The sequence below is a fragment of the Nafulsella turpanensis ZLM-10 genome (assembly GCF_000346615.1).
GTDB classification, from domain to species: domain Bacteria; phylum Bacteroidota; class Bacteroidia; order Cytophagales; family Cyclobacteriaceae; genus Nafulsella; species Nafulsella turpanensis.
Genome location: NZ_ANNU01000024.1, coordinates 1 through 17423 on the forward strand (window position 1 = coordinate 1; position 17423 = coordinate 17423).

Consider the following 17423-nt stretch of genomic DNA (forward strand, 5'->3'; position numbering starts at 1 on the left):
CTCTGGCTCTTCTCCTTGTCTCATAACGTTTCTTTTTGTGTATCGCTATTTCAGGACGGGACAAAAAAGTAAATTAAGAAGCCCTGTGCCATCGTACAGGGCTTTTTTGTTGCTGCATCAGTTCAAATGGGCTGTTTTTTTTACAAAGATTAGGTGATTATCCTGCTGCTTTATTTGGATTTTGCCGGCGCAATAGCTTATTTCATACCCTGACTTTTCTAACTAATGTGAAGAAGCATGAGCGAAATAAGAAATAACTGGACACGCGAGGAAATCGCGGCAATATACAACTCACCTGTGCTGGAATTAATTTACCGTGCGGCGACTGTTCACCGGGAATTTAATGACCCACAGGAGGTGCAGGTATGTACTCTTTTATCGGTAAAAACAGGCGGATGCCCCGAGGACTGTGCTTACTGTCCCCAGGCTGCCCGCTACCACACAGATGTAAAGGTACATAAGCTAATGGAAGTGGAAGAAGTGTTGGGAAAAGCACAGGAGGCCAAGGAATCCGGCAGCACACGTTTTTGCATGGGCGCTGCCTGGCGCGAGGTGCGGAATAACCGCGACTTTGACAAAGTGCTCGATATGGTAAAAGGCGTAAATAAGCTCGGCATGGAAGTGTGCTGTACCCTTGGCATGCTTACCGAAGAACAGGCCAATAAGCTTAAAGAAGCAGGACTTTATGCTTACAACCATAATCTCGATACCAGCGAAGAACATTATGGCGATATCATCAGTACCCGAACGTATAAAGATCGCCTCGATACCCTGGAGAATGTACGGCAGGCGAAAATATCTGTCTGCTCCGGCGGTATTATAGGTCTTGGCGAAAGCATGGAAGACCGGATTGGTATGCTGCATACCTTGTCTACGCTGCCTGAGCATCCGGAGTCGGTTCCGGTTAATGCACTGGTGCCGGTGGAAGGAACTCCCCTGGAAGAACAGCCACGCGTATCGGTGTGGGAAATGGTGCGCATGATTGCCACTGCCCGCATAATTATGCCAAAAGCTATGGTGCGCCTTTCTGCCGGTCGTGTTCGCATGAATACGGAAGAGCAGGCCCTTTGCTTTATGGCTGGTGCCAACAGTATTTTTGCCGGCGATAAACTGCTGACAACGCCTAACCCAAATGTGGTATCAGATCAGGAAATGTTCCAGGTGCTGAACCTTAAACCACGAAAGGCTTTCAAAGAAGGGGAAGAAGCGGTCAAGTTTCAGCAGATTCCATCAGCCCAGGCAGAGGCTTAACCGGAAAAGCAGAATAAAAAATCATCCTGAAACTAACTTCAGGATGATTTTTTTAAATGGTTATGCAAGTGTCGCAGAAGCTATCCGGGACAGGAGGGTATTAATTCAGGAAATATCCCAGGCTAACTACAAACTGTTGCTGTTGCTGTTCATTGGGAAGATAGGTATGGATGCTGGTGTTTTCCGGATTATAATCACGTAAGTTGCCGATAGTAGTTTCATAGCGGGCATCAAGGGTAAAGCGGAGAAAGTCCAGCCCCAGGCCGGCCTGCCACCCCCAAATAGCACGTTCATAATACTCATCCGCACGCGCTACTACTGTTGAGCTTTCGCTTACGGCTTCAGTATCAATCAGGAAACTTGCAAAAGGGCCTCCGTTGACCCTCAAAAGTTTCGACAGGCGAAAGCCTGCTATTACCGGAACATCCAGACGGTGAAAATCCAGCTCAAGCCTGTCCGGTACCGAGCCGCCCTGCAGATCTTCTTTACTCAGCACCGCTTTGGTAAAGGTATAGTAAGCTTCGGGCTGAACAAAAAGAGGGCCTAACTTGAGTCTGCCAAAAACCCCGGCATGTATTCCGGCTGTAATACCATCGTTTTCCCAGCCGTTTTGTACCTTCTCGACATTTGCCGAGCCTAGTCCGGCTCCAACTTTCAGGCCTTTTGTAAAACTTTGGGCATAGGCAAAGCTGCTAAGGGAACACAGGCTTATAATAAAAAATAATTTTTTCATAGTTGAAAGAAAAGTTTAAAAATGATATTTAGCTAACGCACATTCATTAATAACAGATGTGCTTTTCCTGTTCAAAAGTACGAGTGTAAACACAAAAAGTATATGAACAGGCTGTTTTTGTTAAGCAATCAGGTGGAAAGGAAAAGAGGATGTGCCCTCATGAGTGGCATTCGTTCTGGCTTTCAGTTCCTGCACTGGCCGAATATAGCCGGTTACTGGTTGGTAAACTTTTAGCAGATCAGGCATTTAAAATGCTTTTGAACACCATCATAATTGTTTATGAAGCTTATAGAGGAGCACATACAGAAAAAACTCGAAAGCCGCAGGCAGGATGGAACCCTTCGCAGGCTCCATCCGGAAAGCAGGAAAATAGATTTTTCATCTAACGACTACCTGGGGCTGGCCCGAAACAAAGACCTGAGCAGGCAAATCAGCCAGGCCTTTGAGGAACTGGCACTTATGAATGGTTCTACAGGCTCCCGTCTTATTTGCGGTCATTCTGCCCTGGCAGAAGAGCTGGAAGCATTTATGGCTTCATTTTTTAAGGCAGGAAGCACGCTGCTCATGAATTCCGGCTATATGGCTAATATGGCCCTGCTGTCTGCCTTGCCACAAAAAAACGACACGATACTTTATGATGAGCTGGTGCATGCCTCCATAAAAGAAGGCTGCCGACTCAGTATGGCACAACGTTTTTCTTTTAAACATAATGAGGTGCCGAGCCTTAAAAATCGCCTTAAGCGGGCGAGTGGGCAGGTGTTTGTGGTTGTGGAGTCTGTCTACTCAATGGATGGCGACATTGCACCGCTGGCGGAGCTCGCAGAGCTGTGCGACTCCCAGGGAGCGGCCCTGGTGGTGGACGAGGCGCACAGTACGGGCATTTTCGGAGAAGGCAAAGGCTTAGTTTGTGCCTTAGGGCTTGAGGAGAAAGTGTGGGCGCGGGTATATACCTTCGGGAAGGCGATGGGGAGCCACGGCGCCTGTGTGGCAGGTACAGCAGACTTAAAAGAATATTTAATTAACTTTGCACGACCTTTTATCTATACCACTGCCTTACCGCCTCATTCGCTGGTCGCTTTGCAGGAGTCTTTCCGCTTCCTTTCGAACCACCAGGAGCTGATTGAAGAGCTGGGCAGGAGAATCGAATGGTTTCAGGTATTGAAGAAGGAAAAACTACTGCCATTGCTGGATAGTAGCTGTCAGATAGAAAGCTACAGCCCGGTGCAGGCCATCGTAATACCCGATGTAAATAAATTGCGGGAAGTAGCCCTTCAGGTGCAGAAGCAGGACTTTGATGTTCGCCCCATTGTTTCTCCTACTGTGCCGCAGGGCAAGGAGCGCCTGCGCATCTGCCTGCATGCTTATAATACAGAAACTGAAATTAATGGCCTGGTTGAGAGCCTGGCCGCTGCTTTAGTATGAATTATTTTGTAACCGCCATTGGAACCGACAGTGGCAAAACGCTTGTCAGTGCCATTCTTGCAGAAGCCCTGCAGGCCGATTACTGGAAGCCTGTTCAGGCCGGCCTTCCGGCCGATAGTGATACTGTTCGCGAGCTGCTGACGAATTCCCGTACACGCATTCTTCCCGAGGCTGTTCGACTTAAAATGCCGGCTTCCCCACATGCGGCAGCCGCAGCCGAAGGGAGGGCGCTTAAATTATCAGATATTCAGCTTCCGGAAGGAGCACGAAGCCCTTTGGTTATTGAAGGGGCAGGCGGTTGCCTGGTGCCCCTCAATGAGCGGGACTCCGTAATAGATTTGGTGCCTCAGTTGAAAGCCAGGGTTGTATTGGTGTCAAACCACTACCTGGGCTCAATTAACCACACATTACTGACGGCCGAATTGCTGAAAGAGCGAAACTATCCGGTGGAAGGAATCCTATTTAATGGCGATGCCATGCCCGGTACTGAGGAGGTTATACTGGAGCGCACGGGCTACCGATGCCTCTTGCGCCTGGCCCGTCACAAAAAGGTAGATGCTGCCCTGGTGCAGATGTATGCTCAACAGATAAAAAAGAACTTATATGCCTAATCATTTACAGGAACGCGATAAGGAAGTTGTATGGCATCCTTTTACTCCTTTGCTGCAGGACTTGCCTGTGCTGCCAATCCGGAGGGCCAAAGGTGTTTATTTATATACCGACAGTGGAAGAGCTATACTGGATGCTGTGTCTTCCTGGTGGGTGAACATCCATGGCCACAGCAATGAATATATCGCCGAAGCCATCAGCCGGCAGGCCCGGGAACTCGAGCATGTTATTTTTGCCGGCTTTACCCACGAGCCTGCGGTTAAGCTGGCAGAAGGCTTGCTCAACATACTTCCTTCCCGCCAGGCAAAGGTTTTTTATTCTGATAATGGAAGTACGGCGGTAGAAGTTGCGCTTAAAATGGCTTTCCAGTACTGGCATAATAAGGGCGGCGCCCGCACTAAGGTAATTGCCCTGGAAGGTGCTTACCATGGCGATACCTTCGGGGCAATGTCTGTAGGCGACAGGAATGCTTTTGTGCAGCCTTTTAAGCCTTTTCTGTTCGAGGTGTCTTCTCTTCCCTTTCCGGATGGTGAGAATAATGAAGCCCTGATGGCCCGCTTCCGGAAATTAGTCGATACCGGAGAGGTGGCTGCATTTATTTTCGAGCCGCTTATCCAGGGTTCTGGCGGCATGCGCATGTATCCGGCTGCTGTGCTCGATGAACTCCTCCGGATAGCCAGAGAGGCAGGAGTCATCTGTATTGCCGATGAGGTAATGACCGGCTTCGGGCGAACGGGCAGAATTTTTGCCTCCGATTACCTTCAGCATCAACCGGATATTTTCTGCCTGAGCAAAGGACTTACCGGCGGAACCATGCCCTTAGGTGTTACTACCTGTACAGAAGAAATTCAGGCCGCTTTTCGTGATCCGGACATCATGAAGACCTTTTTTCATGGACATTCCTTTACCGCCAACCCACTGGCCTGTGCGGTGGCAAATGCCAGTATGGAGCTGTTGCTGTCCGATGATTGCCAGTCGAGCATAGCCCGCATCGCCTACCAGCAGAGCCTGTTTGCCGACCGCCTGAGTGATCATCCGAAGGTACAGAATGCCCGTTCCCTCGGGACCATTATGGCGCTGGATATTCGCACGGAAGAGGGAACTTCTTACTTTAATTCCAAAAGAAATCGTTTGTATACCTTCTTCCTCGATAAAGATATTTTACTCAGGCCATTAGGAAATACCCTGTATATTCTGCCTCCTTATGTAATTAAGGAAGAGGAGCTGGACAGGATTTACAGTGCTATAGAGGAATTACTGGATAAGTTGTAAATACAGAATGAAAGCGGAAGCATTTTTTAAGAGGAGCTATGGGAGGCGAATGCCCAGGAGCAGCATATCGTCTGTTTGCTCCAGCTTCCCCTGCCATTGTTCTATACTTCCAGCTATTTTTCTTTTCTGCTGCTGCATGGGGAACTCATAATTTTCTTTTATGAGTTCCTGTAGTCGCCAGTGCATAAACTTTTTATCGCTTGCTTCTCCAAACTGGTCGGTAATCCCATCTGTAAAAAGGTACAGACAGCTCCCGGGCAGGTAGTAAAAAGAGCCTTCGCGAAACTGCTCTGCCGGCTGCGAAAGGGGGCCACCAAAAGTTGTTTTATTTCCTTTATAAACCCGAAGTTCATGGTGCTGGACAAGGTACAGGGGCCGTTTGGCACTGGCAAAAGTTACCTGCTTTTCTTTGGTATCAATTGAACAAATGGCCAGGTCGAGCCCATCGGCCGATATTTCCGTTTCCTGCTCCTGCCGAAGGTTTTGTCGCAGGTATTGTCTCAGCTGGTTGAGAATTTCGGCAGGGGAGTAAACATGCTTGTCGATCACAATCTGGTTGAGCAGGGAATTGACCATCACTGTCATCAGCGCACCGGGAACACCATGACCGGTGCAGTCAATTACGGCCAGCAGGCAGTTATCTCCCTTTTTATAACACCAGTAAAAGTCTCCGTTAACAATATCACGGGCTTTGCAAAATACAAAAGCTTCTTTAAAGTAGGTCAGCAACTGCTTTTCCTGGGGGAGCAGGGTTTCCTGAATTGTCCTGGCATAATCAATACTGCTGGTGATGTTCAAATTACGGGCTGCAATGGCATCGTTTGTTTTTTTGAGCAGTTGGTTCGAATTTCTCTTTGCCTTAAACTGAAAGAACAGGAAGAACGAAACGGAGATAAGCAGAAACAGCCCGGTATACAGGTAGTAGTTCACCATCTGGTTCCGGCTTAGTTGAAGGTGACTGATACGGGCATCCTTTTTGAGTATTTCAATCTCCTTCTCCCGCTTCGACAACTGGTAATTTGTTTCAATCTGGCTGATGCGCTCCAGGTTCTCCTCATTAAAGATGGAGTCCTTCAGGGCAATGTACTGCTGGTAACAGTTAAAGGCTCTTTTGTAATTTAACTGTTGGGCATAGGCGTCGGCCAGCATTTTGTAGCTTTCTTTCAAGGCAGTTCTGGATTGAACTTTATTGCCTAAGTCAATGGCCTTCTTCAGGTATTTTACAGCCGTTTGTGCCTTCTTTTGCGCCAGATAAAGTTGGGCAAGGCTGTTTAAAATGAGGGAATGCTCATATTCCCGCCCCTCTTCGGGTAGCAGCGCCAGGCTTTGATGGAGATAAAAGCCTGCAGAATCGTACTGTGCCTGCTGAGAAAAAAGTTTTCCCAGATTTTCGCAGGTATACATCTGCCCTTCTACATTTTGTAGCTTACGGTCAATGTTCAGCGACCTGGTGAAATTCCGGTAGGCCTTATCATACTGGCCCAGTTCCATAAAAGCTATGCCAATATTGCTGAGCGTACTGGTAATAGCGCTGCTATCGCCCAGCTGCTGTTTAATAGAAAGGGCTTTTTGATAATACTCCAGTGAAGCCTGGTGATTTTTAATATCCCTGTAGAGGATACCCAGGTTGTTATACATGGCACCAATGCCCGATAAGTTTTCATCTTCTTCGAACATCCTGAGCACCTGCCTGAAATAGGAGAGGGTTTGGTCATAATTACCGAGGCGGTGGTGCGCAATACCCATGAGGTGTAGTATCTGGCGCTTCTGCCTTCGGTCCTTTAAAGATTCGGCCAGTAAAAGCCCTTCTTCTGCATAAGTGAGGGAGCTGCTAAGGTCCGATGTAGAAGTTTGGAAAGCAAGTTCATTTAATACCTGGAGCCGGAGCGTGTCGGGGAGTTCGTTTTGGAGAAGATTTTGAAGGCTGTCGGTACCTGTCGAGCTGCCGGCAAAAAGGAATCTGCTACAAAAAAGAAAAACGAAGAGCCAGGTACTTCTCATGCAATAATCTAATCCTCTTTTATCAGTAGTAAATATAAAAGAATTGATATACGAATGATAGTGGATTGAAAAAATTATACCGGATATTTTAAAAATAATTTTTCAGGGAGCAGAAAAGCGCTAGCAGGGCAGGTGTGTCATCTTTTTTGATCTGCCATCATTCCTTTGAAAGGGAAGCAAACATTTTTCGTTTCATGTTTTGCTGGCAGAAAGCAAGGTGGAAATAAAAAAGCCCCGCTATGGAAATAGCAGGGCTTCCGGTTTTGGAAAGGATTCTTAAATTCCTCTTTTCGTGTCAAATCGTTCCAGGTAATCGGCTACACGGCGTACAAACATGCCTCCGAGTGAGCCATCTACTACGCGGTGGTCGTAGGAGTGGGAGAGGAACATTTTATGGCGGATAGCAATGGCGTCTCCATTAGCTGTTTCAATTACAGCAGGTTTCTTTACAATAGCGCCAAGAGCAAGTATACCCACCTGGGGCTGCATAATAATAGGCGTTCCCATTACATTGCCAAAAGAGCCAACATTCGAAACGGTATAGGTTCCGCCGGAAAGCTCATCGGGCTTCAGCTTGTTTTCCCGTGCTCTTTTTGCCAGGTCATTTACTTTATTGGTAAGGCCAACAATGTTCAGCTGGTCGGCCTTGTGAATAACCGGCACAATAAGGTTTCCGGTAGGCAGGGCTACGGCAACCCCTATATTAATGTCTCTGCGCTTAATAATTTTGCCTCCGTCTTCCGACACAGAAACATTGATCATCGGGTAATCCTTAATGGCTTTAACCACTGCCTCTATAAAGATAGGAGTGAAGGTAAGGTTGCCGCCTTCGCGCTGCTTGAATTCGTTCTTCATACGGTTCCGCCAGAAAACGATATCCGTAACATCGGCTTCTACAAAAGAAGTAACGTGCGGAGAGATGCGCTTACTGTCAACCATACGGTCGGCAATCATTTTGCGCATGCGGTCCATTTCAATGATTTCGTCATTGGCGTTAACAGAAACAGACACTTTTGGTGCCGCCTGCTGTGGAGATGCTGCTGCTGCCGGAGTGCTGCTGCTCTGCTGCGGAGCTGCCTGTGCAGGGGCAGGCGCCTGGCTGCGGTTTTCTACATAAGCCAGAATATCTTTTTTGGTAACTCTTCCTTCCTTACCAGTGCCGGGAACAGACTCCAGCTCCTGCATGCTGATCCCTTCTTCGCGGGCAATATTCAGGACGAGTGGAGAATAGAACCGGCCGCTTGCAGGCTTCTCCATCGGTTCGGCAGAACGGGAGGCGGCAGATGCGGCCGCTGCCTGCTGGTTTTCGGCTGAAGAGGAGCTTTCGGCTGCTGGTGCTGCGGTGTCGCCTGCTTCTTCTCCTTCGGTTTCTATAATGGCAATAGGCTTTCCTACCTGTACCACATCGCCTTCCTGAACCAGAATTTTAGCAAGGGTTCCGGCATGAGTGGCAGGTACTTCGGTGTCTACCTTGTCAGTCGCTACTTCAAGAACAGATTCATCCTGTTCTATGGTATCTCCTTCTTTTTTTAACCAGGTAAGGATGGTGCCTTCCATGATACTTTCGCCCATTTTGGGCATTACCATTTCTACTTTTGCCATTATGCTTATATTTTAAAAATAGCTTAAAACAAAATTATATTCTGAATTACTGAAAATGAAATGCTTATATCAGGTAAAAAATAAATAAGGGGCAAATAATGTTTACAGAATATTTTGCACTCCAGGAGTATTTGCTTTACAAAAATACTATTTTCCTGCTCTTTGCCAATCGTTTTTTACCAAAGTTTGCCTGAACAGGTTCAATAGAGCAGCGGCCGTATAGCGGATGTTCAGGTCACGATCTTTGGTGAAGTTGAGTTTTTTTGCAATCGTTTGCTCTCCATTGCTAACGGCTATCCATACCAGGCCGACTGGTTTTTCTGCCGAACCGCCTCCTGGTCCGGCAACGCCGGTGGTAGATAAGCCATAATCTGCCTTTAATACTTTTCGTGCCCCTTCGGCCATTTCCCGGGCTGTTTGCTCGCTTACCGCCCCGTACTGCTCCAGCGTTTCTTTTTTTACGCCTAAAATCGATTCCTTTATCTCGTTCTGGTAGGCCACCACGGAACCGTTAAAGTAAAAAGAGCTGCCAGGCACGGAGGTAAGAGTATAGCCGACAAAGCCGGAGGTACAGCTTTCGGCCGCAGCCACTTTTTTCCCTTCTTTTTGCAGGAGTTGTCCTACGGCTTTGGCCAGTGTATCATCTCCCTCACCATATACCCATTGCTCAATCAGGGGCATCAGTTTATGGAATTCTTCGTCTACATTTCTTTGCAGCCCTTCCATATGTTCCCCAAAGGCGGTTATGCGCAGCTTCACCTCTCCAAGGCCGGGCAAATACGCCAGCTTCATATTCGGGGGCAGCGCCTCCTCCCATTCCTGTATATGTTCTGCGAGCCATGATTCTCCTATGCCGGAAGTGCGAACCATGCGGTGGAAAATGGCCGGCGGGTTAAACTGGCGAATGAGAAGCGGGATAATTTCGAACTCCATCATATGCTTCATTTCATGTGGAACGCCTGGCATGGCCACAAAAACTTTCCCTTCTTTATCGAACCACATGCCGGGGGCGGTGCCATGGTGGTTGGGTATATACCTGCAGCTTTCCGGTAAGGCGGCCTGCTGGCGATTACGCTCGGTCAGCTCCAGGCCGCGGCGCGCAAAAATCTTACGGATGTTCTCCAGAGCATCTTCATGAACTTTAAGGGGGCTATTGAAGTATTTCGAAAGCAAAGGTTTGGTCAGGTCATCTGCCGTAGGGCCTAACCCTCCGGTTATGAGGAGAATATCGGCCCTGCTTTCTGCCTCCTCAAATGCATGGAGTATGGCTTCTTCCTCATCGCCCACAGTGGTTCTCCGGACTACCCGGATGCCTGCTTCACTTAATTTTTCACTCATCCACTGAGCATTGGTATCGGTGATTTGGCCATAGAGCAGCTCATCGCCAATCGTTAAAATTTCAGCCCTGATTTCTTTCATCTATATAAAGAGCGTAAGCCCCTGAATTTTGGTAGAATTTTTGATAGGTTGTTAACTGAGATGGAAAATTACGATTTATCCATTCCTCTTATTCAAAACAAAACGGAATAATATTGTTTACTCTAAAACTAATTTTATGAGATACATCAACAGAATCGGCCTTTTGGTCTTCCTTTTCTTTGCAGTCTCCTGCACAACCCAGCAAATTAACCAGACTTTAGGTGAGATTTTAGCAGAAAATCAAAGTCTTACCACCGAAGAGGTGGCAGAGGGGCTGAAGCAGGCGCTGTCGAAAGGGATAAGCCAGGGGGCTGCGCAGGCTTCGCAGGAAGGAGGCTATTACGAAAATCCACGACTTAAAATTCCTTTTCCGGAAGATGCTCAAAGAGTAGAAGAAAAGCTTCGGCAAATTGGCCTGGGCAATCAGGTGGACCGGTTTATTCTTACGCTGAACCGGGGAGCGGAAGAGGCCGCCAAAGAAGCCAAGCCTATTTTTCTGGATGCCATCCGCAGCATGACCATCCGCGATGCCTGGAATATATTAAAAGGAGAGGATGATGCCGCTACGGAATACCTTCGGAGAACGACCGGGGAGCAGTTAAGGGCAAAGTTTGAGCCTGTTATTAGCCGGGCCCTTGACCAGGTAGAGGCTACCCGCTATTATGGCGATATTGTTTCGACTTATAACCGCCTGCCGGGTGTAACAAGAGTAAACCCCGACCTGACCGATTATGCCACCCAAAAGGCCATTGATGGTCTGTTCCTGCTGGTGGCGGAAGAAGAAAAGAACATCAGGGAAAACCCTGTTGCCCGTACTACCGAATTGCTGAAAAAAGTGTTTGCCCAGGCAGACTGAGTAGTGGTAAGAACGGTTTTTTAGTACCTTTTTATTTAAATAAATGAAAAGCCCTTCGCACTTAAAGGGTGTGAAGGGCTTTTTTGTTGGGGCATTTAAAGACCAGGGATAGTGAGTTTTAGCCTTCAGGTGAAATCATTGCCTGGTAAACCGGCTGGTATAGGTTCCTTTTTCTGTTTGCAGGCGAAGCCAGTATAAACCCTGGGGCAGCGCCTGAACTGAAAGTTCGAACAGGCTTTGTCCGGCGTTTACAGAGTAGGTCTTTATCAGTTTTCCGCTGGCATCTTGGAGGTGTAAAACAGATTTGCCAGAAATTTCCGGCACCTGAATTTGTAGCTGCTCCTTTGCCGGGTTTGGGTACACCCCCAGTCCTGATGCTGCACTTTTTTCCTCACCTGTAGCCGTATTTTGCATTACCACCAGCGTTTTACTGGCTACCTCTGTACACCCTTTTTGGTTTTTTGCCCTGAGGCTAATGGTGTAGGTGCCTGCATTTTTGTACGGGTGTTCCGGGGCTGGAAGGGAAGAGGTAATTCCGTTGCCGAAGTTCCATAACCATTCACTCACTTCGGTATGAGTGCTTTGGCAGAGTACAGCTTCTCCACTATGTAAAAAAATGGTATCGGCAGAAAGTGTGAAATCGGCCAGGCCCTCGGGTATATTAACGTCTACGGAAAGTGCTTCACTTTCCTGGCCAAGACTGATGTTGGTAACGAAATAGGTATGGGAAGCCTGCACGGGCTCTAATAAATACTCCCGGCCCTTCTTGAGCAGACTGTCTTTTTCAGCATTGTAATAGAAGTAATAGATGCCATCGTCCTGCGGGCGGAGTAAAGCGGTTTCCCCTTTACACAGCTCCTGCGAAGCCAACAGGGGCAGCGGGCTTTTTTCGAGCATAACCTCTTCTGAAACACTCGCCTGGCAGCCATTCCGGTAATAGGCATATACCTGCAGGGAAATGCTTTCATCTTCCTCAGTGTAGGACCAATGCAGTTGCTCTCCCTGTTGCGCTAGTACGCCATTCACAAACCAGTCAATACGGGCCAACTCTTCCGCTTGCTGAACAGTGGCCTTAAATTGTAGAGCCTGGTGGGCTTCGGCAAGGGTATCGATGCTGTAGCGCAGGTTTATATCTGCACTAAACACTTCAATGGAAACCGCTATGCTTCTGCTTTCGTAAGCGCCCTGCCCGCTGCTGGCATAAAAAGTTGTATCTTTTGTGAGTTGTGCTGTTTCAAACACGGTGCCGCTGAATATTTTCATCTTGCTTCCTTCATCGGCGTATAAATGGAAAGGAGTCCCATCTGCTGTAAGCAAAATGGCTTTGCCTGGTTCGCATAACAGCTGATTATCTATTACGGGGGGAGCATTCCGCTGCACCACTACCAGCTGTTTGTTAAGCGTATCGGAGCAGCCGGCAATATTCGTCATTACCAGTTCAATGGTGTAGGTGCCGGGGGTGTTAAAATAAGCTTTGGGCGATTGCTGAATGCTCTGATAGCCATTGTTAAAATTCCAGTACCACTCAGCAGGAAATTCACTTTTGTCGGTTAACTGAACCATGCCAGTTTCGCCGGCTTCAATGGAGAGGGTATCGGTACTCATGCTAAATTGAGCCAGTGGTGCCTTTAGCATTAACTCTATTCGTTCAATATCGCCCGGGAACTCATTATCGGTATTGGCAACATAAAACGTGGTATCCGTAGTTAGATTTTCCAGTATAATAGTGCTGCCTTCAGCTATCAGTTCCTGCCCGTAGGGGTCGGAGTAAAATTGAAACCGCTCCCCATTGGCAGGATTTACTTCCAGCTGGCTGCCGGGGCAGGCCAGCAGCCGGGAGTTTAGTGGAGGTGTTTGCAGGTAATGCAGGTATTTTTTCTGTACTTCTTCTGCTGCCTTCTTCAGTCCATCGAGCGAGGAAGCTGTAAGCAGGGCAAAGGCTACCTTTTCGCTGCCCTTTGACTGCAGAAGAGGAATAGTGCCTCCTAAAAACTGCGCCACATCCGTTCCGTTCCCTTCAACGCCGGCTGTTTGTTTGCCTATCCCGCCAGAAAGGTAGGTATAAAGATCTGCACGGCTGAGGCTATCGGCCAGCTCACTGGTATTGCCGTTTCGGGTAGCAATGTCCAGGGCATGAAAAGAAGGGGCGTGGGAGCTCAGAAGAGCCATTCCGGCATAGCGATTTTGCTCATAATCATAGGCATATCCTATTTTTGTAGCAGTATCCCAGCCTCCTTTGTTTCGAAAAAACTCATTGATATCAAAATCAGTGAAAATGCCGGTGTGGAGTTGTTCATAAGCAGTATCTGCTTTATTGATAAACCGGTATTCTATCACCATGGCTGCACTGGCAAGGGTATCTTCCCAGCCGAGAATTTTCTGCTCCACCCTTATATTCAGCGGTACATTTTCTGATACAATGGTCTCGTAGGCAGAGCGGGCGTCGCGGCTGGCGGTGGAATTGGTGAAAAGCTTCAGCCTCTCAAGGGGGCGGAAGTCAAGATAACGTTCCGCAGGACTGATATTGTACATGGTATTGGTGGCCACTGCTTTGGAACTTTGAGCCAGCACCAGGCCAAGGTTATGGGCAAGTGGTGCCTTTTGGAAGCGAAATCCGCTGCCCTGCAGGTTGAAATTGTAGTTGTAGCCCAAATTACCTTCCGAAGAAACGGTTAGAGAGAGCTGGTCGGAGGCAAAATCAAAATAAGAGCCACTGGTTCTTAGCTGAAAATATTGATAATCTTCATAATTGATGTCGGAATAGCCAATCCGGAAGGTAATTACTTCGTTACTCGGGAGGTTGGGGTGGAGGTAAAAGCGAAAGGGGGTAGCTTCGTTTTTGTAAGTGCCCAGGGTGTTAATGGTGCCGGGGCTTACTTCAGAATCGATGAAAGTTACATATGGGCTTTCGGTGCTTAAGGTTAATTTCAGTTTTGTAGTAGCAGAAAGGAAGTTAATCAGATCCATCCGTACTTCCACTGTATCGTTGTAAAAGGCAAAAGGACCAGTTCCATTGAAAATATTAAACTGCTGCATTCGAACGGCAGGTGAAACTGTTCTGGAAAGGGCTTTTTCCATGTTCAGGCGGCCCTTTCCAATTTTTTCAGGAAAAGCACTATCGTCTACCGAATCAGACGAAACCCTTAAACGCTCCATTACCTGCAGGGCATTCAATTCAGGAAAGTAAGAACGGACAAGAGCGGCTGCTCCGGCTACCTGGGGGCTGGCAAAGGAAGTGCCGGTACCATTTCCGTACCCTCCACCATTGGTGGTAGAGAAAACATCTTTACCCGGGGCCAGTAAATCAACGAAGCGGCTCCAGGTGGCGTAAGCTGCCTTTGCATCGGTATAGTCGGAGGAGGAAACGGAGAGCACATTTTCGTAGGAGGCAGGGTAAAAGTTCAGTTCTTTTGCATCATTACCGGCTGCAGCAACAATTACCACATTTTTTTCCAGCACCAGGTAGTTGATAATATCCTGTACATATTGTGAGGGCAGACCGGGGGCACCCCAGCTCAGGTTTAGAACATCGCAACCCATTTCGGCAGCATATACCATGGCTTCGTAGCCGTTCCTAAACCGGTTATCTTCTGAACGAAAAATTTTAATGGGCATATAGCGGCAGTTGTAACCGGTGCCTGCTATGCCAATATCGTTGTTAGTGGAGGCCGAGGAAAAACCTGTAACGATGGTTCCATGGCCACTTTTGTCGGCCGAGGGGTTATTGTCGTTATTGGCAAAGTCCCAGCCATGATAGTTGTCGGTAAAGCCATCGCTATCATTGTCAATTCCATCAATAGGGTCTGCTTCATTCAGGTACAGATTGTGTTTCAGGTCCGGATGGTTAAGGTCTACGCCCGTATCTAAAATACCAATAACTACATCCCTGCTTCCCTGGCTTATGCTCCATGCCAGGGAAGCTTTAATGTTCGTGAGGTGCTCTTGCTGGTCAAAAAATTCATCATCGGGCTGCTGAAGGAGCTGCGGGAGGTAATACGGCTCGGCATACTCCACCAGCTTACTGCTTTGCAACTGGCGGATAACCTCCTCTACCTGCTGGCCTGGCTGTAGTTCAAGTTTGTATAAACTGGAAAGTGGGTTGTTTTCTGTCTGGCGTGCCGATTTCATTCCTTTCTTTTGCATTCCAAGGGAGGCAAACGGCTGAACAAGCTCTTTTGCGCCTACACTGGCCGCGAGGGCTTTTGCCTGTTCCTGTAAACCTCTGGCTGTGCGGGCCGAGGCAGCAGACAGTGGGGGAAGTTCCTCACCTTTTAGTTTGAAAACAACGATACCTGCCGCGTAGGGAGCGGTTGCAGGGCCGAAAGCCGGCTGGGCATACAGCAAGAAGGGGAAGAGGAGGAAAGTTAGGCAGCTAGTAAATATTTTTAGCATAAAACTGTTATCTTGCAGGTACCGGTATTTATCAAATATATTTGGTTTTTGCCTATTTTGCTCATATGCTACTACTTTTAGATGTAAGATAGCGCAGGCCGGCACGAAACTTTTTATCTATTTAGTCAGATTTAAATAAAAATTACATGTCACTTTTTGAAAAGCATCAGTCTATTCTGGAGAATGCCATTAACGCCCTTCACAGCCGCGATTTTTATGCGCAGTACCCGGAGCATCCATCACCAAAAATATATGGTGAAACGGCCGACGAAGAAGGCCGGAAGCAATTTCAATCCCGAATCGGTAAAAAATATGAAGAGCTTTTGCAGTCAGGTGCTGAAGACTGGAAAGGGCAGGAGGAATCACCTTACCTTGGGGAGTCGCTAAATATTCAGTATCCTCTTTTTTCTCCAGAAACCCTTATCAGCCGCGCTAAGGAAGCGTTTACAGCTTGGCGGAAGGCCACCCCTGAAACCCGTGCCGGTATCCTGGTGGAATCGCTGGAGCGAATGAAGGAACGTTTTTTCGAGATTGCCTATGCGACCATGCACACCACCGGTCAGGGATATATGATGGCGTTCCAGGCCAGCGGACCTCACGCTGCTGACCGTGCACTGGAGGCCATTGCCTACGGCTTCGAGGAGCTGAAGCGAGTCCCGGCCGGTACTACCTGGGATAAGCCCATGGGCAAGTTCAATATAAAGCTGGAAAAGGAATGGCGGGCTGTACCAAAAGGAATAGGGCTTGTTGTAGGCTGCTCCACTTTCCCCATCTGGAATTCCGTTCCCGGTATTTATGCCAGCCTTATTACAGGGAACCCGGTAATTGTTAAGCCGCACCCGGGGGGTATTTTGCCGATTGCCATAGTAATAGCCGAAATACAGAAAGTACTGAAGGAAGAAGGTTTCGACCCGAATGTGATTCAGCTGGGGGCCGATACTTTCGACAAAATGATAACCAAAGAACTGGCAGAACACCCGGAGGTGAAAGTGATTGACTATACCGGTGGCTCAGAGTTTGGTAACTACCTCGAAAACCTGAAAGGTAAGGCAGTCTTCACCGAAAAAACAGGGGTAAATTCCATTATCCTCGATTCTGTGGAAGATGCAGATAAGGTAGCTGCCAACCTTGCTTTTTCTGTGCTGCTATACAGCGGGCAGATGTGTACAGCCCCTCAGAACTTTTATATACCGGAGAGCGGTATTAAAACGCCCGAAGGAACGCTTAGCTTTGATGATTTTGCCCAAAAGTTTATTGAGCAGGTGAATGCACTGGTCGATAACCCGAAAGCGGGGCCTTTTGTCCTCGGTGCCATTCAGAATCCGCGTACCTGCGAAAGGGTGGCCGATGCTGAAAAACTGGATGCAAAGGTACTGCTGAAATCACGTACCATCGAAAACCCTATGTTTAAGAAAGCCCGTACCGCTACACCTGTGGTGCTGGAGGTAGATAGCAGCAAAAAGGAGCTGTTCAGCAGTGAACTGTTCGGCCCGATTGTACTTCTGATTAAAACCAAAAGTACCGACGAAAGCATTGCCCTGGCGAAAGAGCTGGCGCAGGCGCATGGAGCCATCAGCTGCGGTGCCTACGTAACGGACGAAAGCCTGAAAGAAACCATTGCCGACGAAATGAGCCTGGCGGCTACACCCGTAAGCTTTAACCTAACCGGCGGCATCTATGTAAACCAGAATGCAGGCTTCTCCGACTTTCACGTAACAGGAGGCAACCCTGCAGGAAATGCCAGCTTTACGAATCCCGAATATGTGGTGAAACGCTTCACCTGGGTAGGCTTTAGAGAGCCGGCTAAGGCCTAAGACAGGCAGTAGATAAATAAATAATAATAGACAATAGAAAAGGAAAGCAATA

Annotated in this window: 11 protein-coding genes; 6 read left to right on the forward strand and 5 right to left on the reverse strand. The window is 48.0% G+C overall.

The annotated features are described in order from the left end of the window. Positions 1 to 237 precede the first annotated feature (237 nt). Entirely contained in the window at positions 238 to 1251 is a 1014-nt protein-coding gene (gene bioB / locus F752_RS0110790; RefSeq protein WP_017731753.1) for a biotin synthase BioB, read from the forward strand. A gap of 100 nt (positions 1252 to 1351) precedes the next feature. On the opposite strand, the gene F752_RS0110795 is transcribed toward bioB, so the two are convergent. After that, complete coding sequence (locus F752_RS0110795; RefSeq protein WP_017731754.1) at positions 1352 to 1984, reverse strand: porin family protein; 633 nt, start codon at positions 1982 to 1984, stop codon at positions 1352 to 1354. Positions 1985 to 2263: 279 nt separating this feature from the next. Between F752_RS0110795 and F752_RS0110805 the strand changes: the two genes are divergently transcribed. The 3 genes from F752_RS0110805 to bioA are packed head-to-tail and all read left to right on the forward strand — an operon-like array spanning position 2264 to position 5287. Beyond that, complete coding sequence (locus F752_RS0110805) at positions 2264 to 3406, forward strand: aminotransferase class I/II-fold pyridoxal phosphate-dependent enzyme (protein WP_017731756.1); 1143 nt, start codon at positions 2264 to 2266, stop codon at positions 3404 to 3406. Then, positions 3403 to 4017, forward strand: coding sequence for a dethiobiotin synthase (gene bioD, locus F752_RS0110810; RefSeq protein ID WP_017731757.1), 615 nt, complete (start codon positions 3403 to 3405; stop codon positions 4015 to 4017). The genes F752_RS0110805 and bioD overlap by 4 nt, the downstream gene beginning before the upstream one ends. After that, complete coding sequence (gene bioA / locus F752_RS0110815; RefSeq protein WP_017731758.1) at positions 4010 to 5287, forward strand: adenosylmethionine--8-amino-7-oxononanoate transaminase; 1278 nt, start codon at positions 4010 to 4012, stop codon at positions 5285 to 5287. Before bioD ends, bioA begins: the two co-directional genes overlap by 8 nt. A gap of 36 nt (positions 5288 to 5323) precedes the next feature. On the opposite strand, the gene F752_RS0110820 is transcribed toward bioA, so the two are convergent. From F752_RS0110820 to F752_RS0110835, 3 genes are all read right to left on the reverse strand, one after another. After that, a complete protein-coding gene (locus tag F752_RS0110820; protein WP_017731759.1) occupies positions 5324 to 7288 on the reverse strand; it encodes a tetratricopeptide repeat protein in 1965 nt (654 codons plus the stop codon). 276 nt (positions 7289 to 7564) lie between these two features. Then, positions 7565 to 8890 (reverse strand): dihydrolipoamide acetyltransferase family protein, encoded by a 1326-nt coding sequence (locus tag F752_RS0110830; RefSeq protein WP_017731760.1) that lies wholly within the window; start codon positions 8888 to 8890, stop codon positions 7565 to 7567. A gap of 147 nt (positions 8891 to 9037) precedes the next feature. Beyond that, positions 9038 to 10309 (reverse strand): competence/damage-inducible protein A, encoded by a 1272-nt coding sequence (locus tag F752_RS0110835; RefSeq protein WP_017731761.1) that lies wholly within the window; start codon positions 10307 to 10309, stop codon positions 9038 to 9040. A gap of 136 nt (positions 10310 to 10445) precedes the next feature. On the opposite strand from F752_RS0110835, the gene F752_RS0110840 reads away from it, so the two are divergent. Continuing rightward, the gene (locus F752_RS0110840; RefSeq protein ID WP_017731762.1) at positions 10446 to 11165 is read left to right on the forward strand and encodes a DUF4197 domain-containing protein; all 720 of its coding nucleotides are present in this window, start codon (positions 10446 to 10448) and stop codon (positions 11163 to 11165) included. Positions 11166 to 11300: 135 nt separating this feature from the next. Here the strand turns inward: F752_RS0110840 and F752_RS25355 are convergent, their stop codons facing one another. Then, on the reverse strand, positions 11301 to 15557 hold the full coding sequence (locus tag F752_RS25355; RefSeq protein ID WP_017731763.1) for a S8 family serine peptidase: 4257 nt from the start codon (positions 15555 to 15557) through the stop codon (positions 11301 to 11303). Positions 15558 to 15703: 146 nt separating this feature from the next. On the opposite strand from F752_RS25355, the gene paaN reads away from it, so the two are divergent. Beyond that, positions 15704 to 17371 carry a phenylacetic acid degradation protein PaaN gene (gene paaN, locus F752_RS0110850; protein ID WP_017731764.1) on the forward strand — a complete coding sequence of 556 codons (1668 nt, stop codon included), beginning with the start codon at positions 15704 to 15706 and terminating at the stop codon, positions 17369 to 17371. The last annotated feature ends 52 nt before the right edge of the window (positions 17372 to 17423 follow it).

Excerpts from the sequence above, each read along its gene's own strand:
- F752_RS0110840 (WP_017731762.1), top strand. The coding sequence starts at position 10,446 with ATGAGATACATCAACAGAATCGGCCTTTTGGTCTTCCTTTTCTTTGCA.
- bioD (WP_017731757.1), top strand. The coding sequence starts at position 3,403 with ATGAATTATTTTGTAACCGCCATTGGAACCGACAGTGGCAAAACGCTT.
- F752_RS0110835 (WP_017731761.1), bottom strand. The coding sequence starts at position 10,309 with ATGAAAGAAATCAGGGCTGAAATTTTAACGATTGGCGATGAGCTGCTC.
- F752_RS0110830 (WP_017731760.1), bottom strand. The coding sequence starts at position 8,890 with ATGGCAAAAGTAGAAATGGTAATGCCCAAAATGGGCGAAAGTATCATG.
- bioA (WP_017731758.1), top strand. The coding sequence starts at position 4,010 with ATGCCTAATCATTTACAGGAACGCGATAAGGAAGTTGTATGGCATCCT.
- F752_RS25355 (WP_017731763.1), bottom strand. The coding sequence starts at position 15,557 with ATGCTAAAAATATTTACTAGCTGCCTAACTTTCCTCCTCTTCCCCTTC.
- F752_RS0110820 (WP_017731759.1), bottom strand. The coding sequence starts at position 7,288 with ATGAGAAGTACCTGGCTCTTCGTTTTTCTTTTTTGTAGCAGATTCCTT.
- paaN (WP_017731764.1), top strand. The coding sequence starts at position 15,704 with ATGTCACTTTTTGAAAAGCATCAGTCTATTCTGGAGAATGCCATTAAC.
- F752_RS0110805 (WP_017731756.1), top strand. The coding sequence starts at position 2,264 with ATGAAGCTTATAGAGGAGCACATACAGAAAAAACTCGAAAGCCGCAGG.
- F752_RS0110795 (WP_017731754.1), bottom strand. The coding sequence starts at position 1,984 with ATGAAAAAATTATTTTTTATTATAAGCCTGTGTTCCCTTAGCAGCTTT.
- bioB (WP_017731753.1), top strand. The coding sequence starts at position 238 with ATGAGCGAAATAAGAAATAACTGGACACGCGAGGAAATCGCGGCAATA.